The organism is Actinophytocola sp. (genome assembly GCF_045807065.1).
Classification (GTDB): domain Bacteria; phylum Actinomycetota; class Actinomycetes; order Mycobacteriales; family Pseudonocardiaceae; genus Actinophytocola.
The window spans coordinates 1-15,710 of sequence record NZ_JBJMIE010000227.1 but is presented as its reverse complement, the minus strand read 5'-3'; the positions used below and the strand labels follow the sequence as shown (position 1 = coordinate 15,710).

Genomic DNA, 15,710 nt, shown 5'->3' with positions numbered 1-15,710 from the left:
TCAATCATCACAACGGACGCACCGAGGGCGTGAACACCAAGACCAAGCTGCTCAAGAGGCAGATGTACGGACGAGCCGGCCTTGCCCTCCTGTGCCACCGCATCCTCCTCGGATAACACACCACCGAAAGTGCGCCAGAGCCGATCATGGGATAGACCCACGGTCTGGGCGAGTTCGCTGTCGTCGGGCAGTGAGCGGTGGGTGTGAATGTCGGTGCGCAGGATGTTGGCCAGCACACGGGCGTCGGCGGCACCGGACCTGGCGCGGGCGACGCTGCCTCGGTCGCGGTAGCGGGCGATCACGTCGGTCTTCCGAGGCCTGACTTTGTGATCTCAAGGTTCAGGATGGCGGTCTGGCGGGTGCGGTACTCGCGGACGTCGAGCTTGTGGGTCTTCAGCAGGGTGATGATGGTGTCCATCACGCGTCGCTCGATCAGTTTTGTGTACTTGTCCTGGTCGACGTCCTGGAAGAAGTGGTGGGTCTGGTCGCTCGCGGCGAGGTCGCGGATGCTGATCCGGGCCCCCCAGTCGGTGATCTTGCCGCTTTCGCCGCTGATGCCGGACCTGGTGTCCTCCTGAACCGGGTATCTGTTCCTCTTTCGGAAGGCGGTGACCCAGCGGGCGACCGCGGCGATCGTCCCGACGCTCAGTGTTGCGATGGCGGTGGCCGAGGCCTGCAAGGCAGGCACGTTCGCCACCGTCAGCATCACGGTGATCAGGCTCGTGAGGCCGGCGCCGGCCGCGAGTCCGCGTCGCTTCGACCGGCCCGCGGACGTGTCCTCACCGCGACCCAGCAGCGGGCGTACCAGGTCCGCGGTCGCGCGGAAGAGGCGCGACATCGCGTCGAACGGGCTGCGTACGGCGATGTCCACCAGGTGTGCAATCGAGAGCGTCGTCGGTAACCTGTCCACCTCGTGGAAGGACGCCTTGATCGGCAGGAGCTGGTAGCTGTGCAGTTCGGTGTGCAGTGTGGAGTTCTTGATGTCGACGCCGATGAAGATCGACGTGACGAGTTCGTGCTCCCAGGACTCAACCGCGATCAGGATGTACTGGCGTGGGGCGTCGTATTGGCTCGCCGGGGGCGTGGGCGGGCTGCCCGTCTCGGTGGGTGTGCTGGTGGGTCTGTCCGTGCGCAGTGCCGTGCTGTACCGCTGGGGTACCACGCGCAGGTTGTGAATCGTCTCCTCATCCTCGGTCGGGCGGTCCTCGAGCGTCTCCTTCAGCTGGACGGCCAGTTTCTCGTACAGTTCGCCGGCCTTGAGGTCCGGCGGTGTGTCGCCGGTGGCGGACTTCAGGATGGTGGAGAACGACCAGCTCCGCTCCAGTTTCCCTGCTCCCACGAACGGGACGAACCCGCTGTAGTACAGCACTGGCTCGGACTGGTCGTGGCGGATCTTTTCCGCTCGGTCGCGCTCCAGCGGATGTTTGGGGACGTGGCCGGTGAAGGTGTGCCGCTTGAGCTCGTAGAGCAAGGTGTACCGCCGCACCAGTTCGTCGAGGAACACTACGAGCCACGCCCACCACAGCGTCAGGAGGAGGAAGGTCAGCGAGAGCAAGGCGCTGGTGATCGCGGTGCACACCAGCGGGACGAGGCCGGCGAGCAGCGCCAGTGAACGTAGGTGGTGCCGCCGTCTGGCCAGAACGGCGTGCTCGAGCACGGTGACCACGTCGTAGCCGTAGCTGGGCGCGACGAAGCGGTGGTCGTTGTCGATGAGCTCGTCCAGCACGGCTCGGCGGAACCGGGGGTCCAGGTGCACTCCAGCGCACAGCAGCCGGGTGACGTTGCTGCGCTGGGGCGCGGTGTCCTCCTGTCGTCGCTGGGACTGCGGCGGGTCGGTCGCGGCGTGGGTAGGTCCGGGCATGGCGCGCTCTCCTGCAGGGTTCGGGGCCGGATTCAGATGTCAGCCGGTTGCCATGTCGGCAGGTTCTGCTCGTCGGCCAGGGGGTTCCAGACCGCGAGCAGTGACTGCTTGTCCGCGGTGGCTTGCTCGCTGAGCGCTGTGCTGGTGTGGTAGTGCGGGTTGTCAGTGGCGGCGTCGGGTTCGCAGCCGGTGTCTTCGAGGTTTTGGGCCCAGGCCGCCAGTTCGCGGTCGGCCTGCGCCGAGTTCCGCAGTGCGGCAGTGAGCAGGTCGAGCAGGTGTTGGCCGTCGTCGAGTGCGTCCGCCGGCAGGGCCTGTACCTGGTCGGCCAGCTGTTCCCGGGTTTCCGCCGCGTCGCCGAGCGTTCGCGCGTCAGCGTCCAGTCCGTGGCCGGATCCACAGTGCAGGACGTCGTCGGCAGCGTCGTGGACCTGCTGGCGGCTTAGATGTGTTTGCTGCAGCACCTCGTTGATGGCGGCGGCCTGCCCCGCGCGGTCCCGCGGCCCGCTGGACACCGCCGTGGTGGAGGTGGTGTCCGACTCGGCGCCGTTGCTCGCGGGCGGCGACGAGGTCGGGACCGCACTCGACACCGGACTCGCCCCATGCTTGACCATCGTCGTGCGGACGTTCGACCGCGTCGACGACACCATGGCAACGACGGCGACCACCAGTACCACCAGCAGCGGAATTCCCACGATCAGCGCGAGTGCGCGCCGGCCGCTTTCGCCCAGTGCCTCCGCAAGCCTTGGTCGGAAGGTGTCATCCCGAATACGGTTTCCGTCCGGATTTCCCATTCACGTCCTCCTGGCCTCGAACTCGCGGTGGTTGGTTAACCCTTCCAGGGGAACGCCATTGCGGGACATACGCTTTTTGGCCACCCTTTGGGCGGCAGTGTCACCCGGCGCCGACGGCGTGGACGCATGGCGAACAGGTCACGGTGGCAGGAACCGGCGTGGTCAGGAGCTGCAGACATGGGGTCGTCCCGCGACAGGCTGGTGAGAAGTCTCGACGTTCTGGCTGTGGCTGCGACCGCGCGAGATCGCACCGCTTTCGCAAACGCGGTAATCCCGACGCTGCTCGAACTGATTCCGGGAGACAGCGCGGCGTACTGCGAGTTCCTGCCGCGGGAACGACATCCAGGGCACGTCCTGGTGTCTATCGGGGAGTCCGTCTCACACGACATGTACGAATGCCTGCTGCGGCACCAGGGCGATGACCCGTGGATGCGCCACGCCCGGCGCACCGGTGACATCACTGTACGTAGGTGGTCCGACCACACCACCGCCAAGACACTGGATCGCAACCCGCTGTACCACGGCCTCTACGGAGTGGTGCGCACCAGGTACGGACTCGCGATACCACTGGCGTGGACGCGCAAACACATAAGATCCATCTTCGTCGGCCGAACCAGTCTCGACTTTACCGACGACGACCGCGAGACTGCCGAACTCCTGCGGACTCGACTAGCCACGATCGTCCGCGCGCTTGACGAACCCGCACGTGGAACGTCGATAACAGCGCCATTGGACCGCCCCCTCACCGTGCTAAGCCCACGCAGGGTCGCCCACGCGAAGCCTGCCGACCAAGGAGTCGCTCACCCGCGGTTGACGCCACGCCAACGAGAGGTGATTGAACTACTCACCCTCGGCCTGGCGAACAAGCAGATCGCGACCGAACTACACATCAGCGCCGGAACGGTCAAGAAACACCTCGAGGGAGCCTTTCAGGCCCTCGGCGCGCACAACCGGGTCACAGCGGCTCAGCGTTACCTTCAGCTGCAGGCGCGAACGGATATGACCGCCTGAAGCAGGCGTTATGTAACGCGTGGCGAGGGGGCAACGGGCGGACTCTAACCCCAGCCAGTCCTGGCAATAAAGGGTCACAGGTCAGTGTGCTGGTGGAAGCCGTGCACGACGGCGTGGCCCTTGTCACGGCCGATCATCCAGCGGTTCACCGGCACGGTCACCACGAAAGCCAGCGCCAGCGACGTGACGAGGCTGCCCCAGAACAGCGCCGAGCTCAGGCCCGCGTTCATCGCGCCGGGGATGATCAGCACGAACGCGTTGTCGATGACCTCCATGACCGCGATCGACACGGTGTCGGCGGCGAACGCGATCGGGATGGCCGCGCCGAGAGCCACGCCCGCGCGCAGCACCGGCCGCATGGTCAGCGAGTAGCCGAACAGGAACGCCAGCGCGATCGACAACACGACCGTGGCCGCGTTGCCCCAGCCGAACGCCGTGCCGATGACCATGCCGAGCACCTCGCCGATGGCGCAGCCGGCGAGGCAGTGCAGAGTCGCCGTGATCGCGGTCCGCCAGGAGGCGTCGTGCAGGTGCTCGCTCATGCCACCGATGATACCCCTATGGGGTATAGCTTACCACATGGAACCGCAATGGTGCTCTTCTCGGCTGAGACGACCCGCGATGCGCTGTGCGGAACTGCTGGTTCATGGTTGTGATCGTCCGCTTGGCCCACGACAGAAACCCGGGCCAACGGCTACCGTTGAGCGGTCCGCCTGCCGGGGGAGGCCGCCATTCCTGCATCGCTTATGGACGTGGTGTTCAGCACCTATCCCGAACTGATGAAGGCCGTCGCGCGGCTCGAACGGAATCCACGTGAGAAGGACGCCGAGCTCGCCGATTGCGCTGCGCCTCTCCTGTGAGAACCTCACCGTTCTCGCCGATTTCCGATTCGCTGCGCTCCGGGGCAGGAAAGGGATCGCCAGAAAGCCAAAAAGCTGGCCTTGAGCTTGGCTTCGGATCCCCTCGGCGCTGGGAAGTCCGCGTGCTGGCCATGACGGTCCTCTCGGTGGGAGCGGGGCGCCCACGCGCACCGAACGTCCGAGAGAGGACCGCCGCGGCGCGCCCGGGCGCCGGCGGCTGCAGAACTGCTGCAGGGCTTTCGCGGCGGCAGGGACTATCGCGGGCGACGGCAGATCGCGCTGGAGACGCGACGGAGGTCGATATGGTGGCGTTCCACCAGCAGCACCTCGGCCGCGTACATGACGTCAGCGTGCCACGGGTCCACCTGGTGACCCAACGTCATCCGGATGCTGGGACAGCGGCGGAAACGGTTGACGAGGGCGAGAAATCCGGAAGGTCCGGAACGTCTGGTGTTTTCGTAGGCGAACAATTGGCGCCGCCCAGAACTATCCTGGCGGTTCGTGCGTCGCATTGGCAAGGGAGGTGCGCATGGTCGAGAAGATGGTCGTCACGTTCGCCGCGCTCCAGGACGCCGAACGCGACATCCGCTCATGCGTGACGAAGGTGCGCGGCAAGCTCGACGACCTCGACGGCTACCTGACCCCGCTGACCGGGTCGTGGACTGGGGACGCTGCCACGGCCTACCAGGCGCGGATGCGGGAATGGCGCGCCGCGGCCAAGGACCTCGCCGACGCGCTCGAGCGGATCGCGGGCATCGTGCACACCGCCGAGTCCAACTACGGCAACGCGGTCGCCACCAACAAGAGCATCTGGCCGGTGAGGTGACCGATGGCTCCACCACCACCCGAGAACACCGGCAAGGTCGACGTCACGCCGGACGAGGTGAACTCCGCCGCGGGCACCTTCGCCAAGCAGCAGGACCAGTTGGGCAACGTCTGGTCGAACCTGGCCATGGCGTTGAGCCCCGGCATGGCGGGCAACGACGGTGGCGCCCAGAAGTTCGCCGCGAAGTACGACCCCGCGGCCAAAGCCGTGTGGAAGGCGTTCGGCTCGGCGATCCGGGTGCTCGGCGGGACCGCCAAGGGCCTGGTGCAGACGGCGAACAACTACGTCAAGGCCGAGGAGCACTCGACGGCGGGCAAGAAGCCCGCGGGCGACAAGTTCCCGCCGCCGATGGTCGCCGACGACATCTACGTCACCGGGCCGGACCCGGCCGAGGGCGAGGGGCACTCGAGCGTCCCGGACTGGCTGGCGAAGTACTGGCCCAACGGCGACCCGGACAAGCTGCGTGATGCCGCCAAGGCGTGGCGGACCGCGCGCGACGGCGTCGACGACGTCACCACGGCGCTGCAAGGTGCCGTGACCGGCATCACCGACTACAACGATGCCGACGACATCGCCGCGATGGGCGAGTTCTGGGACTCGCTGGCGAAGCCCGGGGACCGCAAGGCGGTGCTGACCGGCTTGCACGACGCGTGCGACGACATCGCGAAGGCGTGCGACGCCTACGCCAAGGCCATCGACGACGCGCGGGACAACCTGAAGACGGCGCTCGCGGAGGCGGGCATCGCGGTCGCGTTGACCACGGTCGTGGGCATCCTGCTGACGCCGTTCACCCTCGGCGGCTCAGATGCGGCGGCGGGCGCCGCGGACGCGGCCGAGGTCGCCGCCATCGCGGGTCCGCTGGTCGAGGAGTTCGAGGCGACGGTCGCCACCGAGGTCGGCACGGCCATCGCCGAGGACGTCGCCATCGACCTCGAGGCGACCGCGGAGGCCGTGCCGGACATCGAGGCGGCCGAAGCGGAGGCCGCGGACGTCGACGAGACGGTCGACGAGGAGCTCACCTCGGCGGAGGAGCAGGCGCCTGAGGGCAAGGACGTGCCGGACGCCGAGCAGCCGGCGGGGGTCAAGGACGGCTGGACCTCGCGAACGGCCGACAACGGGAAGGGCACGGTCTACCAACGACCGGGCGCCACCGGAAACGCCGACCAGGTGCGCGTCATGGAACCGACGCCGAGATACCCCGACGGTTACGTTCGTTTCTACAACGACCAAGGGCAGCCGATCAACCTCGCGGGAAAAACGGGTCCGAACTCGGAGACGCACATTCCGTTGAACCCCGACGGAACTTATCCGCTGCCGAAGGGATGGTAGGGTTCCACTATGGACCTCGAACTCGACGGTCAGCAGGTCACGGCGCAGGAAGCCGAGTTCAACCTGACCCTACGCACCGACCGGGGCAGCGAGCTGCAAATCGAGACGCCCTATACCGTTCAGACGACAGGAGCGACAATTTCCGTCGCTCCTGGAGAATCGGAACCGCCGTCGTTGGTGGAACAGCGGATCAGCTCCGCGTCCGCCACCGATTCCGGCCGGCTCGAAGTCGTTTTCGAATCGGGCGCGGTGTTGCGGGTGGAGCCCGACCCGGATTTCGAGGCCTGGACGTTCGTCGCGCCGGACGGCAAGCGCGTGGTGTCGATGGCCGAGGGTGAGCTCGCCGTCTGGTCCGGCGACTAGTTGTTGCGGGTCATGAGGTTGGTGACGCCGGGTAGGGGCTGAGACGAGGGGACGGGTCTTTCGGCGGCAGGATGGAAGTGCGACCAACTATCCGCCGAGCAGAAAGACCCGTCCGAAGCTCCACCCTAATGCCCCGTTGTCCGTGGAAGGCCGCCGCCGTCTGGTCGAGCGTTGCAAGTCCCGTCCGATCGCGCATGTCGCCGCTGAGATGGGGATCTCTCGGCAGTGCGCCAGCAAGTGGGTCAACCGTCACCGCAAGTACGGCGACGCTGGTCTGCTGGACCGGCCCAGCGTCCCGCACCACCAGCCCACAGCCACGCCGGCGCGGGTCGTCGTGCGGATCGAGGCGATGCGCCGGGAGCACAAGTGGTCTGCCCGGCGGATCGCTCTCGAGCTGGCCGGCGTAGGCGTCACGGGCTCGGTCCGCACCGTCAGCCGCCATCTGGTCCACCTCGGGCTGAACCGGCGCCGGTTCCTCGACCCGACCGGCGAGACCAACCGCTAACCTCGCCGCATCACCGCTCGGTGGCCCGGGCACATGGTCCATCTGGATGTGAAGAAGGTCGGTGTCATCCCCGACGGTGGCGGCTGGCGGGTCCACGGCCGTGGCAGCCACCAGGCCAAACAGTCGGTCCGCGGCCGCAAACGTGGTGGCCGGGCTCGCTACACCTACAACTACCATCGACCCCACACCACCGCGTTCGGCCTCGAGTAGGTTCTTGTAGCCCAGGGCGGTGTCCTCGGCGGTGATGTCGGGGTCGGAGGTGGCCAGCAGGTACTTGCCGTCCAACCGTTCTTCTTGCTTGATCTTGGCGCGGTCGATGGCCAGACGACCGTTGCGTTGCTGGCGGATCCACCGTTTGAGCGTGGGGTGGTCGCGCAGGGCGCACTCGGCACGGACATGCGCGGCCTCGGCCTTCTGCTTGGCCTTGTCGCTGCCCGTCTTGGCGCGTTTTCGGTCTCGTTCTCGTTGCGCGGCAATGCGTTCGAGTTCGGCTTCGATGCGGGCGATGGCCTACTCCCGCTGAGTGCGGTCGCGTTCGGCCTGTTCGGGGTTGTGGCAGATGATGAACCGGGCATCCCGGCGCCCGCGCGGTGCTCGGCGACGAGCGCGACCTCGCGATCGACTTCCACGGCCGGGTGTCACCGGCCATGGCTCGCCGACTGCTCGCCATGCTTGCCGACGTCGCGCCGATGTTCGTCGAGGAGCCGGTGCTGCCCGAACACCTTCACCTGGTCGGCGGCCTGGTCGGGGCCATTCCGCTGGCCACGGGGGAGCGGCTGTACTCGCGGTGGGACTTCCACGCGCAACTCGCCGCGGGGATCGCCGTCGCGCAGCCGAATCCGTCGCACGCGGGCGGGATCTCGGAGGTGCGGCGATCGCGGCGCTCGCGGAGGTGCACGGCGCCTCGCTCGCGCCGCACTGTCCACTTGGGCCGATCGCGCTCGCGGCGGCTCTCCAGCTGGGTTTCGCGGTGCCGAACTTCCTCATCCAGGAGCAGAGCCTGCGGATGCACTACCACCAGGCAGGCGACCTGCTCGACTACCTCGTCGACCCGAGCGTGTTCGACTTCGTCGACGGCCACGCCACCCGGCCGCACGGACCCGGCCTTGGCATCGAGATCGACGAGCGGGCGGTGCGCCGAGCGGCGGAGACCGGCCACCGCTGGCGCAACCCGGTGTGGCGCCACGACGAGACGACGGCAGCCTCGCCGAGTGGTGAGCCCGAGGGCACGCGCTGCCCCGGTACCTCAGGTGACCAACCAGCGGGTGCGGTGGTCCAGCCGCAGGCGGTCGGCCTCCCTGCGGGCGGTGGGGCAGACCGAGTCCGCCGACCACTCGGCGAGGGTCGCCGACATCCGCGCGACGAATTCGCGGCCGTGCCGCGTCAGTTCGGGGCGGGACGCAAGCACCGACACGACCTCGGCGGTGGCCGGCAGCCAGCGGGCGAACTCGACTCCGCCGCTGAACTGGTCACCGGCTAACCCTGGAGGTACTGGGTCGCGTACGCCCGCCACGGCCGCCAGCCGTAGGCGTACGCGGTCAGTGCCTCCGGTGACGACGTGAGCCCCAACCGGGTCGAGGTCAGCTGGACGCCGTACCGGGTCGGCACGAACGCGTCCGGGTCACCGAGCGCCCGCATCGCGATTGTCTCCACGGTCGCCGCCTCGACGCCCGGCAACGCGGCCAGCTGGCCCCGGGTCCGGCCCCAGTCGCTGCCCGGGCTCACGTCCACCTCGCCACTGGCCAGCGCCGCCGCCAGCCGGGCCAGCGGACCGCGCACGTCCTTGGGCACGGCCAGCTCCGCCGGGTCCATCCCGGCCACAGTGGGCGGATCGGGGAACAGCCTGGTGAGCCGGCCGGCCGGATTGGCGAGCTCCACGCCGTGCGCGGCGACGAACCGGGCCGCGCGCTGCCGGGCGGTCTCCGGCGTGGCGCCCTGGCCGAGCACCGCGCGGATGGCGAACTCGGCCGGGTCGACCGTACGCGGGACCCGGCCGCCCGTCGCCCGGTCCACCTGGGACGCCAGCACCGGGTCGGCACGCAGTTGGTCGTCGATCGCGATCGGGTCCGCGTCCAGGTCGAGCAGCCACCGGCAGCGGGCGATCGCGGTGGCGAGGTCACGCAGGTCGGTGAGGTCGAGCCGGCACTCGATGTGGCCGTCCGCCGGGCGGAGCGTGGCCACACCATGGCCGTAGGGCAGCCGCAGGGTCCGCGCGTACGCCCCGTCCCGGTACTCCTCGACACCCGGGATCGCGTGCCGGGCCAGTTGGCCGAACAGGCCGTCCACACACAGTGGAGCCCGGAATGGCAGGCGCACGAGCAGGGAACCGGTCGCGGGACTGGGTTCCGCCTCCACCCGGTTGCGCAGTTCGGTCGGGGTGAACCCGAACACCTCGCGCACGGTGTCGTTGAAGGTGCGGACGCTCGCGAAGCCGGCCGCGAACGCGATGTCCGCCATGGGCACCGAGCTGGTCTCGATGAGCAGCCGCGCGGTCTGCGCCCGCTGCGCCCGGGCCAGCGCCAGCGGGCCCGCGCCGAGTTCGGCGAGCAGCTGCCGCTGGATCTGCCGGACGCTGTAGCCCAGCTGGGCGGCCAGGCCGGGCACGCCGTGCCGGTCGACCACGCCGTCGGCGATCAACCGCATCGCGCGGGCCACCAGGTCGGCCCGCTCGTTCCACTGCGGCGAACCGGGGCTGGCGTCCGGGCGGCAGCGCTTGCACGCGCGAAACCCGGCCCGTTGGGCGGCGGCCGCGCTGGGGTAGAAGCGCATGTTCTCCACCTTGGCCAACATGGCCGGGCAGCTCGGCCGGCAGTAGTTCCCGGTGGTGATGACGGCCGCGAAGAACCAGCCGTCGAACCGGGCGTCCTTCGCCCGTACCGCCCTGAGACAGCGCTCCAGGTCCTCGTGCATGTCTCCAGTGTCGCGCGTGCGAGGGCCGCGGACTAGAGAGAAAACGACATCGTCCTGGCGGGTGGAGGTGGCGTCGCAATCTCGCCAGACCCGGTTGGCGGGGGCTGCTGGACTGGACGTACCAGGCCTCGTTCCGGGGCTGGTTCCAGACCATCCGCGACAGGACGGGAGCCATGTCCGCAACGACCACTTCCCTTGGCGGCACGGCGATACCGACGCGGTCACCGCTGGTCAGTTGGCTTGCCGTGACCTCGGTGACGTTGGGGATCTTCGCCATCGGTACCAGCGGCAACCTGCCGATCGGGCTGCTCACGTCGATCGGGGCGACGTACCACATCTCCGATGGCACCGCCGGGCTGATGATGACCGTGCCCGGATTCCTGGCGGCCATCTCCGCGCCGACGCTCACCGTGGCGACCCGCACGCTGGACCGCCGGCTGATGTTGTGCGTGCTGATGATCGTGTTGGCGGGTGCCAACTTCCTGGCCGCGGTCGCGCCGTACTACTGGCTGATGGTGATCTCGCGGATCCTCGTCGGGTTCGTGATCGGCGCGTTCTGGTCGATCGGGTCCGGCCTGTCGTCCCGGCTGGTGCCCCCGGCGCGGGTGGCCCGCGCGACGTCGGTGATCTTCTCGGCCGTGCCGCTCAGTTCGGTGCTGGGTGTACCAGTCGGCACGTTCATCGGTGACCAGCTGGGCTGGCCGGCGGCCTTCGCCGCGATGGGCGTGCTCACCATCGGAGTGCTCGTCATGCTGGTCGCGTTCGTCCCGGCGTTGCCGGCGGTCGAGGCGACCAGGTTGAACGTGCTCGGCGACATGTTCCGCAACCGGATGGTCCGGGTCGGCCTGGTGGCCACGTTCCTGCTCGTGCTGGCGCACTTCGGGGCCTTCACGTACGTGCGGCCGTTCCTCGAGGACGTCGCCGGGGCCGGGCCGAACCTGATCACCGTCCTGCTGTTCGTCTACGGCGTCGCCGGCATCGTCGGCAACTTCGTCGCGGGCACCATGGCGGCCCACAACGTCCGGCGCACGGTCATCGTCAGCGCCAGCATGATCGCGGTCGCCACGGCACTGCTGCCGGTGCTCGGCAAGTGGGACGTCGGCGCGATCGTCCTGCTGGTCGTGTGGGGAGCGGCCTACGGCGGGGTACCGGTCTGTTCGCAGACGTGGTTCCGCAAGTCGTTCCCGCAGGGCACGGAGGCGGCGTCGGTGCTGTTCACTGCGTCGTTCCAGGCGACGTTCTCGGTCGGCGCGCTGCTCGGCGGCGTCGTCGTGGACGCCTCGTCGTCGTCGACCGTCATGCTGTGCGGGGCGGTCACGGCGGTCCTGATGACCGTGGCCGTGCTGTCGCTGAGCCGGCCGGGGCAACCCGGCTGACCCAACCGCCGGCGGATACCCGCTCGACCTGGTCCGGTCGGTGCCGACCCGTCCGCGATTGTCGGGAGCGCAAGACGGCCTTCGCGTTATGACGGTGTTTCATAGGTGGTGTTGATAGGGTCAACCGGATCGCCCCTGTGGCACCGCCCCGATTAGGTTGCCTCGGACGCGATAAGGCGCACGTTTTGATCGGCTTCGTCGTTGTCCGAAATTGTTCGGTTAATGTCCCTGTTGCAACTCGCGGGTTCGCATCGGCGACGTGCATTGGGATCTGGGGCAATGGGGTCGGTTCGTTGTTCAGGGCAAGGGCGCCCGCGGTTCGGGGCCGCGTGAGCGCGAGGCGTACCTATTCGCTGAAGGGCGGGAACTGCTGTGGTGGTACGGCGCGGAGATCCGGGGTGAGTTCAGCGACGATCCGACGCATCCGGCCGCGCCGTTGTGGCCATCGGAACGACTTCCGGCATCGGTGGCGGCGCTGAACGTGGCTGTCGCGCCGCCTGTGGGGCCGGACACCTTCCGGCGCGCGCTGCGGGTGGCGTCGGGTGCGTACAGGGCTGAGGCAAGGTCGGATACCTGTGGTGTGACCTGCTGATTTGGGGTTGTGACACACCGAGGATGGGGTGGGTTCGGAGCAGGCACGGCGGCACCGTTGATCGTGAAGGTTCTTACGCCATCGTGACCTTCGGAGCGCTTGCCGTGCCTGCTGTGTCATCGTTTCCCGTCGCTGCTCTGTCGCGCCAGTTGGCCCCGCTGGGTGAGGTGGTGTCGCTGGCGGGGGGCGGTTTGCTGGAGGTGTTGGAGTCGGTGCCGGACCCACGCAAGAAACGGGGTGTGCGGCACGGGTTCGCGGTGATCCTGTTCGTGTCGGTGTGCGCGGTGGTCTCGAGTGCGCGTTCGTTCGCCGCGATCGCCGAATGGGCCGCTGACGCGGTCGAGGACACCCCGGCTGGGATGGGGATCGGCGCACCGAATGCGTCCACGATCCGGCGGGCGCTCTCAGCATTCACCGGCGACGGGTTCGACACCGCGATCGGTGGTTTCCTCGCCAGCCGCCTGGCCGCGGCCAGAACCAAGACAGCCAGCGTCAAGGCTGGTGAGCGGGCGCGGCGTCGCGCGATCGCGGTCGACGGTAAGACGCTGAGAGGCTCGCGGATCGGAGACGGTCGGACACGGATGCTGATGGCCTGTTGGACCATGACGCGGGAGTGACGCTCGGCCAAGTCGAGATCGGTGAGAAGACCAACGAAATACCGATGTTCTCCACTCTTCTGGACACCATCGACGATCTCGCCGAGGTGATCGTCACCGCCGATGCGCTCCACGCTCAGCATGAGCACGCCACCTACCTCCACCGCCGGGGCGCGCACTACGTCCTCACCATCAAGGGGAATCAACAGAGTCTGCGCCGACAGTTGGCGAGCCAGCCGTGGACCGACGTCCCGGTCGGACACCGCGAGACCGACACCAGCCACGGCCGCAGGGCCACCCGCACCTACAAGGTCATCACCATCGCCACCGGGATCGGGTTCCCGCACGCCGCCCAAGCCGTCCAGATCACCCGCACCCGCAAACCCAAAAGCAAGCGCAAGGTCAGCGCCACACGCGAGACCGTCTACGCGATCACCTCACTGACCGCCCAACAAGCCCCACCCGCCGAGCTGGCCCGCTACATCCGAGGCCACTGGCACGTGGAGAACAAACTCCACTGGCGACATCACCATGGGCGAAGACGCCTCCAGGATCACCACCGGCGCAGGCCCCCGCATCATGGCCGGACTCCGCAACCTCGCAATCAGCCTGCCCCGCCTCGCCGGACACACCAACATCGCCAAAGCACTACGCCACAACGCACGCAAACCAAAACGAGCCATCACACTCATCCTGACCAGCTGACACCGGACTTTGCCTCAGCCCTGGGTGATGAGTAGATCGCTGGCGCGGTGATTGGCTTCATGGAGTCAGGCGGTGTAGTGGCAAGTGTGGTGCCCGCTTCGGCGCGGCCGAGTCCGCCGGCGACGGTGCGGACGTCGACCCCGGCGGCGATGAGTTCGGTGGTCCAGTAGGTACGACGACGCATATCTCGCCTTCAGGACATAAAAACCGTCCTGGAACAGGGACCGGTAGTGGAGAATGTGGCAGTGCCTCGGCGGGATAGCTGTCTCGACACAACCACATTCGCCACGTTGTCCAATTTCAGTTTTTCGGCGCGGGCGGTGCAGTCCGCGCCGCCGGAGCGAGTGCGAAACGCCTCGGCTTGTCCTTGGTCTTCACGGCGGTACCGTCCTCAACCAGCTTGTCCAGCGCGTTGCTCACCGCGCCTGACGACTTCCCGTTCAGAGCGTTCGCGATCGCGGTGGGACCGAACTCCTCGTTGGGGTGGTCGCGCAGGTAGTCCTCGACCATCCCGCGCAATTTCACGCTGCCCGAGGGGTGGCGATCCGTTGACCCGCGCGAGGCCGGCGCGCCGCGGGCCGCGTTCGTCGCCGTGTACTCCGCCGCCCCGACCGCGAACATCACGGTCGGGACGACGCCGGACCGGGAGAGCCTGACCGATGTCGCCGACGAGTCGCTTGGCCGGCTCGTCACGTTGGGCAAGGACGTGACACTGGCCCGACGCACCGTCCACGAGTCGGCGGCGGTGCCCGGGCTGAGCCAGCTGGTCACATTCTCCGTCGATGTCCGGAAACTCGTGCAGTACCAGGTGTTCCTGGCACTGGTGGACGCCGAGGACAGCAGCCGGCGGCTGGTGGTCGAGGCCGCGCTGACCGCCGCCCCGGAGGAGTTCGACGACGTGGCCGAGGGCTTCGGCGACTTCGTGTCGAGCATCCGGTTGGACAGTCCTGAGTGAACGGCTCACCCCGCGAGGTGTTCACCTCGGCTCGGGAAGAGGCGCTCCTTCGCCGCGCCCACGAGGAACAGCAGCACGGGGAGCACGATCAGCGCGCCGAGTAACAGCAGGGCCGCGGCCCAGAACGGCAGGTGCGTCGTCTTGCCGATGTTCCAGATGATGGAGATGACGCCCAACAGGCCGGCGGCGAGCCCGCCAGCGTCGTACTTGAAGTGCTTCCCGACCAGCACGGCCGAGACGAAGAACCCGATGGGGATCGCCCAGCTGCCGATGAGGAGATAGAACGGCGCGGCGGCGAAGATCGTCGTGAAGGTGGTGATCGCGGCGGCCTCGCGCATCGAGATCTTCCGTTTCCGTTTCATGGCCGGCACGGTACGAACCCGCGCCTACAAACCGGCTACAGGTCCGGCGTGCTCGCGGTGCTCCTGCTGGTGCGGTGGCACCGTGGGCCGCCGAGGCGCCGCCGCGTTCCACAGGGAGACCGCGAGGTCGTAGACCGGTCCCGTCCCAAGCTCGCTGCCGACGCCGGCCGATCTGCCGAAGAACGTCGCCACCTGGACCATTGAGCCCGGCCGCGGAGCGTTGCTGGTACACGACATGCAGCGCTTCTTCCTGCGGCCCTTTCCCGTGGTCATGACCGGGCAGCTCGTCCGGAACACGGTCTCGGTGCTGGAGCGGTGCCGTGCCCTGGGCATGCCGGTGGCGTACACGATGCAGCCCGGCGGCATGAACCGGCGGGAACGCGGCCTGCTGGCGGACTTCTGGGGCGCCGGCATGGACACCACACCCGCCCACCGGGACGTGCCCGGCCCACAGGCGCCCAACGCGGCGGACGGGGTGTTCACGAAGTGGCGCTACAGCGCCTTCTTCCTCGGTGGCCTGCTGGCCAGACTGATCGGGGCGTCTCGTGAGTCGATGGTCGAGGCCTGGGTCGCGTCGGAGAGTCGGCGCCTGGCGTTCCGGAGACGGCGGCGGGCGGTCGTCCGCTCGCAAACCTGCTGGTCAGGCTGCTGGCGGGCAGCCTTCAATC

17 protein-coding genes and 3 pseudogenes are annotated in these 15,710 nt (G+C 68.2%); 11 read left to right on the top strand and 9 right to left on the bottom strand.

The genetic code is table 11. The features are described 5' to 3' along the window. Window positions 1–134: 134 nt before the first annotated feature. The 3 genes and pseudogenes from ACJ73U_RS13360 to ACJ73U_RS13350 all read right to left on the bottom strand — a co-directional run. Window positions 135–296: pseudogene (locus ACJ73U_RS13360) on the bottom strand (IS110 family transposase); the annotation flags it as partial. 2 nt (window positions 297–298) lie between these two features. After that, the gene (locus tag ACJ73U_RS13355) at window positions 299–1,861 is read right to left on the bottom strand and encodes a hypothetical protein (protein WP_407777908.1); all 1,563 of its coding nucleotides are present in this window, start codon (window positions 1,859–1,861) and stop codon (window positions 299–301) included. Between the two features lie 32 nt (window positions 1,862–1,893). Then, the gene (locus tag ACJ73U_RS13350; protein WP_407777907.1) at window positions 1,894–2,526 is read right to left on the bottom strand and encodes a hypothetical protein; all 633 of its coding nucleotides are present in this window, start codon (window positions 2,524–2,526) and stop codon (window positions 1,894–1,896) included. Window positions 2,527–2,829: 303 nt separating this feature from the next. Between ACJ73U_RS13350 and ACJ73U_RS13345 the strand changes: the two genes are divergently transcribed. Further along, entirely contained in the window at window positions 2,830–3,663 is an 834-nt protein-coding gene (locus ACJ73U_RS13345; protein ID WP_407777906.1) for a response regulator transcription factor, read from the top strand. 74 nt (window positions 3,664–3,737) lie between these two features. Here ACJ73U_RS13345 and ACJ73U_RS13340 read toward each other — a convergent pair whose 3' ends face one another. Together ACJ73U_RS13340 and ACJ73U_RS13335 are read right to left on the bottom strand one after the other, a co-directional pair. Next, window positions 3,738–4,205, bottom strand: a complete 468-nt coding sequence (locus ACJ73U_RS13340) for a DUF4396 domain-containing protein (RefSeq protein WP_407777905.1) — start codon at window positions 4,203–4,205, stop codon at window positions 3,738–3,740. Window positions 4,206–4,777: 572 nt separating this feature from the next. After that, on the bottom strand, window positions 4,778–4,864 hold the full coding sequence (locus ACJ73U_RS13335; RefSeq protein WP_407777909.1) for a putative leader peptide: 87 nt from the start codon (window positions 4,862–4,864) through the stop codon (window positions 4,778–4,780). A gap of 188 nt (window positions 4,865–5,052) precedes the next feature. On the opposite strand from ACJ73U_RS13335, the gene ACJ73U_RS13330 reads away from it, so the two are divergent. From ACJ73U_RS13330 to ACJ73U_RS13310, 5 genes and pseudogenes are all read left to right on the top strand, one after another. Further along, window positions 5,053–5,349 (top strand): WXG100 family type VII secretion target, encoded by a 297-nt coding sequence (locus tag ACJ73U_RS13330; RefSeq protein ID WP_407777904.1) that lies wholly within the window; start codon window positions 5,053–5,055, stop codon window positions 5,347–5,349. A gap of 3 nt (window positions 5,350–5,352) precedes the next feature. Next, window positions 5,353–6,678, top strand: a complete 1,326-nt coding sequence (locus ACJ73U_RS13325; protein ID WP_407777903.1) for a hypothetical protein — start codon at window positions 5,353–5,355, stop codon at window positions 6,676–6,678. Between the two features lie 9 nt (window positions 6,679–6,687). Continuing rightward, on the top strand, window positions 6,688–7,041 hold the full coding sequence (locus ACJ73U_RS13320) for a DUF6188 family protein (protein ID WP_407777902.1): 354 nt from the start codon (window positions 6,688–6,690) through the stop codon (window positions 7,039–7,041). A gap of 118 nt (window positions 7,042–7,159) precedes the next feature. After that, window positions 7,160–7,714: pseudogene (locus tag ACJ73U_RS13315) on the top strand (helix-turn-helix domain-containing protein); the annotation flags it as partial. A gap of 413 nt (window positions 7,715–8,127) precedes the next feature. Next, window positions 8,128–8,764, top strand: a pseudogene (locus ACJ73U_RS13310) (enolase C-terminal domain-like protein); the annotation flags it as partial. Window positions 8,765–8,792: 28 nt separating this feature from the next. On the opposite strand, the gene ACJ73U_RS13305 reads toward ACJ73U_RS13310, so the two are convergent. Next, a complete protein-coding gene (locus tag ACJ73U_RS13305) occupies window positions 8,793–8,960 on the bottom strand; it encodes a hypothetical protein (RefSeq protein WP_407777901.1) in 168 nt (55 codons plus the stop codon). A gap of 62 nt (window positions 8,961–9,022) precedes the next feature. Beyond that, window positions 9,023–10,456, bottom strand: coding sequence for an AlkA N-terminal domain-containing protein (locus tag ACJ73U_RS13300; protein ID WP_407777900.1), 1,434 nt, complete (start codon window positions 10,454–10,456; stop codon window positions 9,023–9,025). 173 nt (window positions 10,457–10,629) lie between these two features. Between ACJ73U_RS13300 and ACJ73U_RS13295 the strand changes: the two genes are divergently transcribed. The 3 genes from ACJ73U_RS13295 to ACJ73U_RS13285 all read left to right on the top strand — a co-directional run bounded on the left by ACJ73U_RS13295 (window position 10,630) and on the right by ACJ73U_RS13285 (window position 13,760). Beyond that, window positions 10,630–11,832, top strand: coding sequence for an MFS transporter (locus tag ACJ73U_RS13295; protein WP_407777899.1), 1,203 nt, complete (start codon window positions 10,630–10,632; stop codon window positions 11,830–11,832). 675 nt (window positions 11,833–12,507) lie between these two features. Continuing rightward, window positions 12,508–13,041 (top strand): transposase family protein, encoded by a 534-nt coding sequence (locus ACJ73U_RS13290; RefSeq protein WP_407777898.1) that lies wholly within the window; start codon window positions 12,508–12,510, stop codon window positions 13,039–13,041. After that, on the top strand, window positions 13,038–13,760 hold the full coding sequence (locus tag ACJ73U_RS13285; RefSeq protein WP_407777897.1) for an ISAs1 family transposase: 723 nt from the start codon (window positions 13,038–13,040) through the stop codon (window positions 13,758–13,760). The genes ACJ73U_RS13290 and ACJ73U_RS13285 overlap by 4 nt, the downstream gene beginning before the upstream one ends. Window positions 13,761–14,025: 265 nt before the next feature. On the opposite strand, the gene ACJ73U_RS13280 is transcribed toward ACJ73U_RS13285, so the two are convergent. Next, a complete protein-coding gene (locus ACJ73U_RS13280; protein ID WP_407777896.1) occupies window positions 14,026–14,235 on the bottom strand; it encodes a hypothetical protein in 210 nt (69 codons plus the stop codon). Between the two features lie 82 nt (window positions 14,236–14,317). Between ACJ73U_RS13280 and ACJ73U_RS13275 the strand changes: the two genes are divergently transcribed. Beyond that, window positions 14,318–14,680, top strand: coding sequence for a hypothetical protein (locus ACJ73U_RS13275; RefSeq protein WP_407777895.1), 363 nt, complete (start codon window positions 14,318–14,320; stop codon window positions 14,678–14,680). Between the two features lie 5 nt (window positions 14,681–14,685). Here ACJ73U_RS13275 and ACJ73U_RS13270 read toward each other — a convergent pair whose 3' ends face one another. Next, complete coding sequence (locus ACJ73U_RS13270) at window positions 14,686–15,042, bottom strand: hypothetical protein (RefSeq protein WP_407777894.1); 357 nt, start codon at window positions 15,040–15,042, stop codon at window positions 14,686–14,688. A gap of 235 nt (window positions 15,043–15,277) precedes the next feature. Between ACJ73U_RS13270 and ACJ73U_RS13265 the strand changes: the two genes are divergently transcribed. Further along, the coding region (locus ACJ73U_RS13265) for an isochorismatase family protein (protein WP_407777893.1) at window positions 15,278–15,710 on the top strand (433 nt) is incomplete at its 3' end.

Excerpts from the sequence above, each read along its gene's own strand:
- ACJ73U_RS13355 (WP_407777908.1), bottom strand. The coding sequence starts at position 1,861 with ATGCCCGGACCTACCCACGCCGCGACCGACCCGCCGCAGTCCCAGCGA.
- ACJ73U_RS13345 (WP_407777906.1), top strand. The coding sequence starts at position 2,830 with ATGGGGTCGTCCCGCGACAGGCTGGTGAGAAGTCTCGACGTTCTGGCT.
- ACJ73U_RS13340 (WP_407777905.1), bottom strand. The coding sequence starts at position 4,205 with ATGAGCGAGCACCTGCACGACGCCTCCTGGCGGACCGCGATCACGGCG.
- ACJ73U_RS13335 (WP_407777909.1), bottom strand. The coding sequence starts at position 4,864 with ATGTACGCGGCCGAGGTGCTGCTGGTGGAACGCCACCATATCGACCTC.
- ACJ73U_RS13330 (WP_407777904.1), top strand. The coding sequence starts at position 5,053 with ATGGTCGAGAAGATGGTCGTCACGTTCGCCGCGCTCCAGGACGCCGAA.
- ACJ73U_RS13325 (WP_407777903.1), top strand. The coding sequence starts at position 5,353 with ATGGCTCCACCACCACCCGAGAACACCGGCAAGGTCGACGTCACGCCG.
- ACJ73U_RS13320 (WP_407777902.1), top strand. The coding sequence starts at position 6,688 with ATGGACCTCGAACTCGACGGTCAGCAGGTCACGGCGCAGGAAGCCGAG.
- ACJ73U_RS13300 (WP_407777900.1), bottom strand. The coding sequence starts at position 10,456 with ATGCACGAGGACCTGGAGCGCTGTCTCAGGGCGGTACGGGCGAAGGAC.
- ACJ73U_RS13295 (WP_407777899.1), top strand. The coding sequence starts at position 10,630 with ATGTCCGCAACGACCACTTCCCTTGGCGGCACGGCGATACCGACGCGG.
- ACJ73U_RS13280 (WP_407777896.1), bottom strand. The coding sequence starts at position 14,235 with ATGGTCGAGGACTACCTGCGCGACCACCCCAACGAGGAGTTCGGTCCC.
- ACJ73U_RS13270 (WP_407777894.1), bottom strand. The coding sequence starts at position 15,042 with ATGAAACGGAAACGGAAGATCTCGATGCGCGAGGCCGCCGCGATCACC.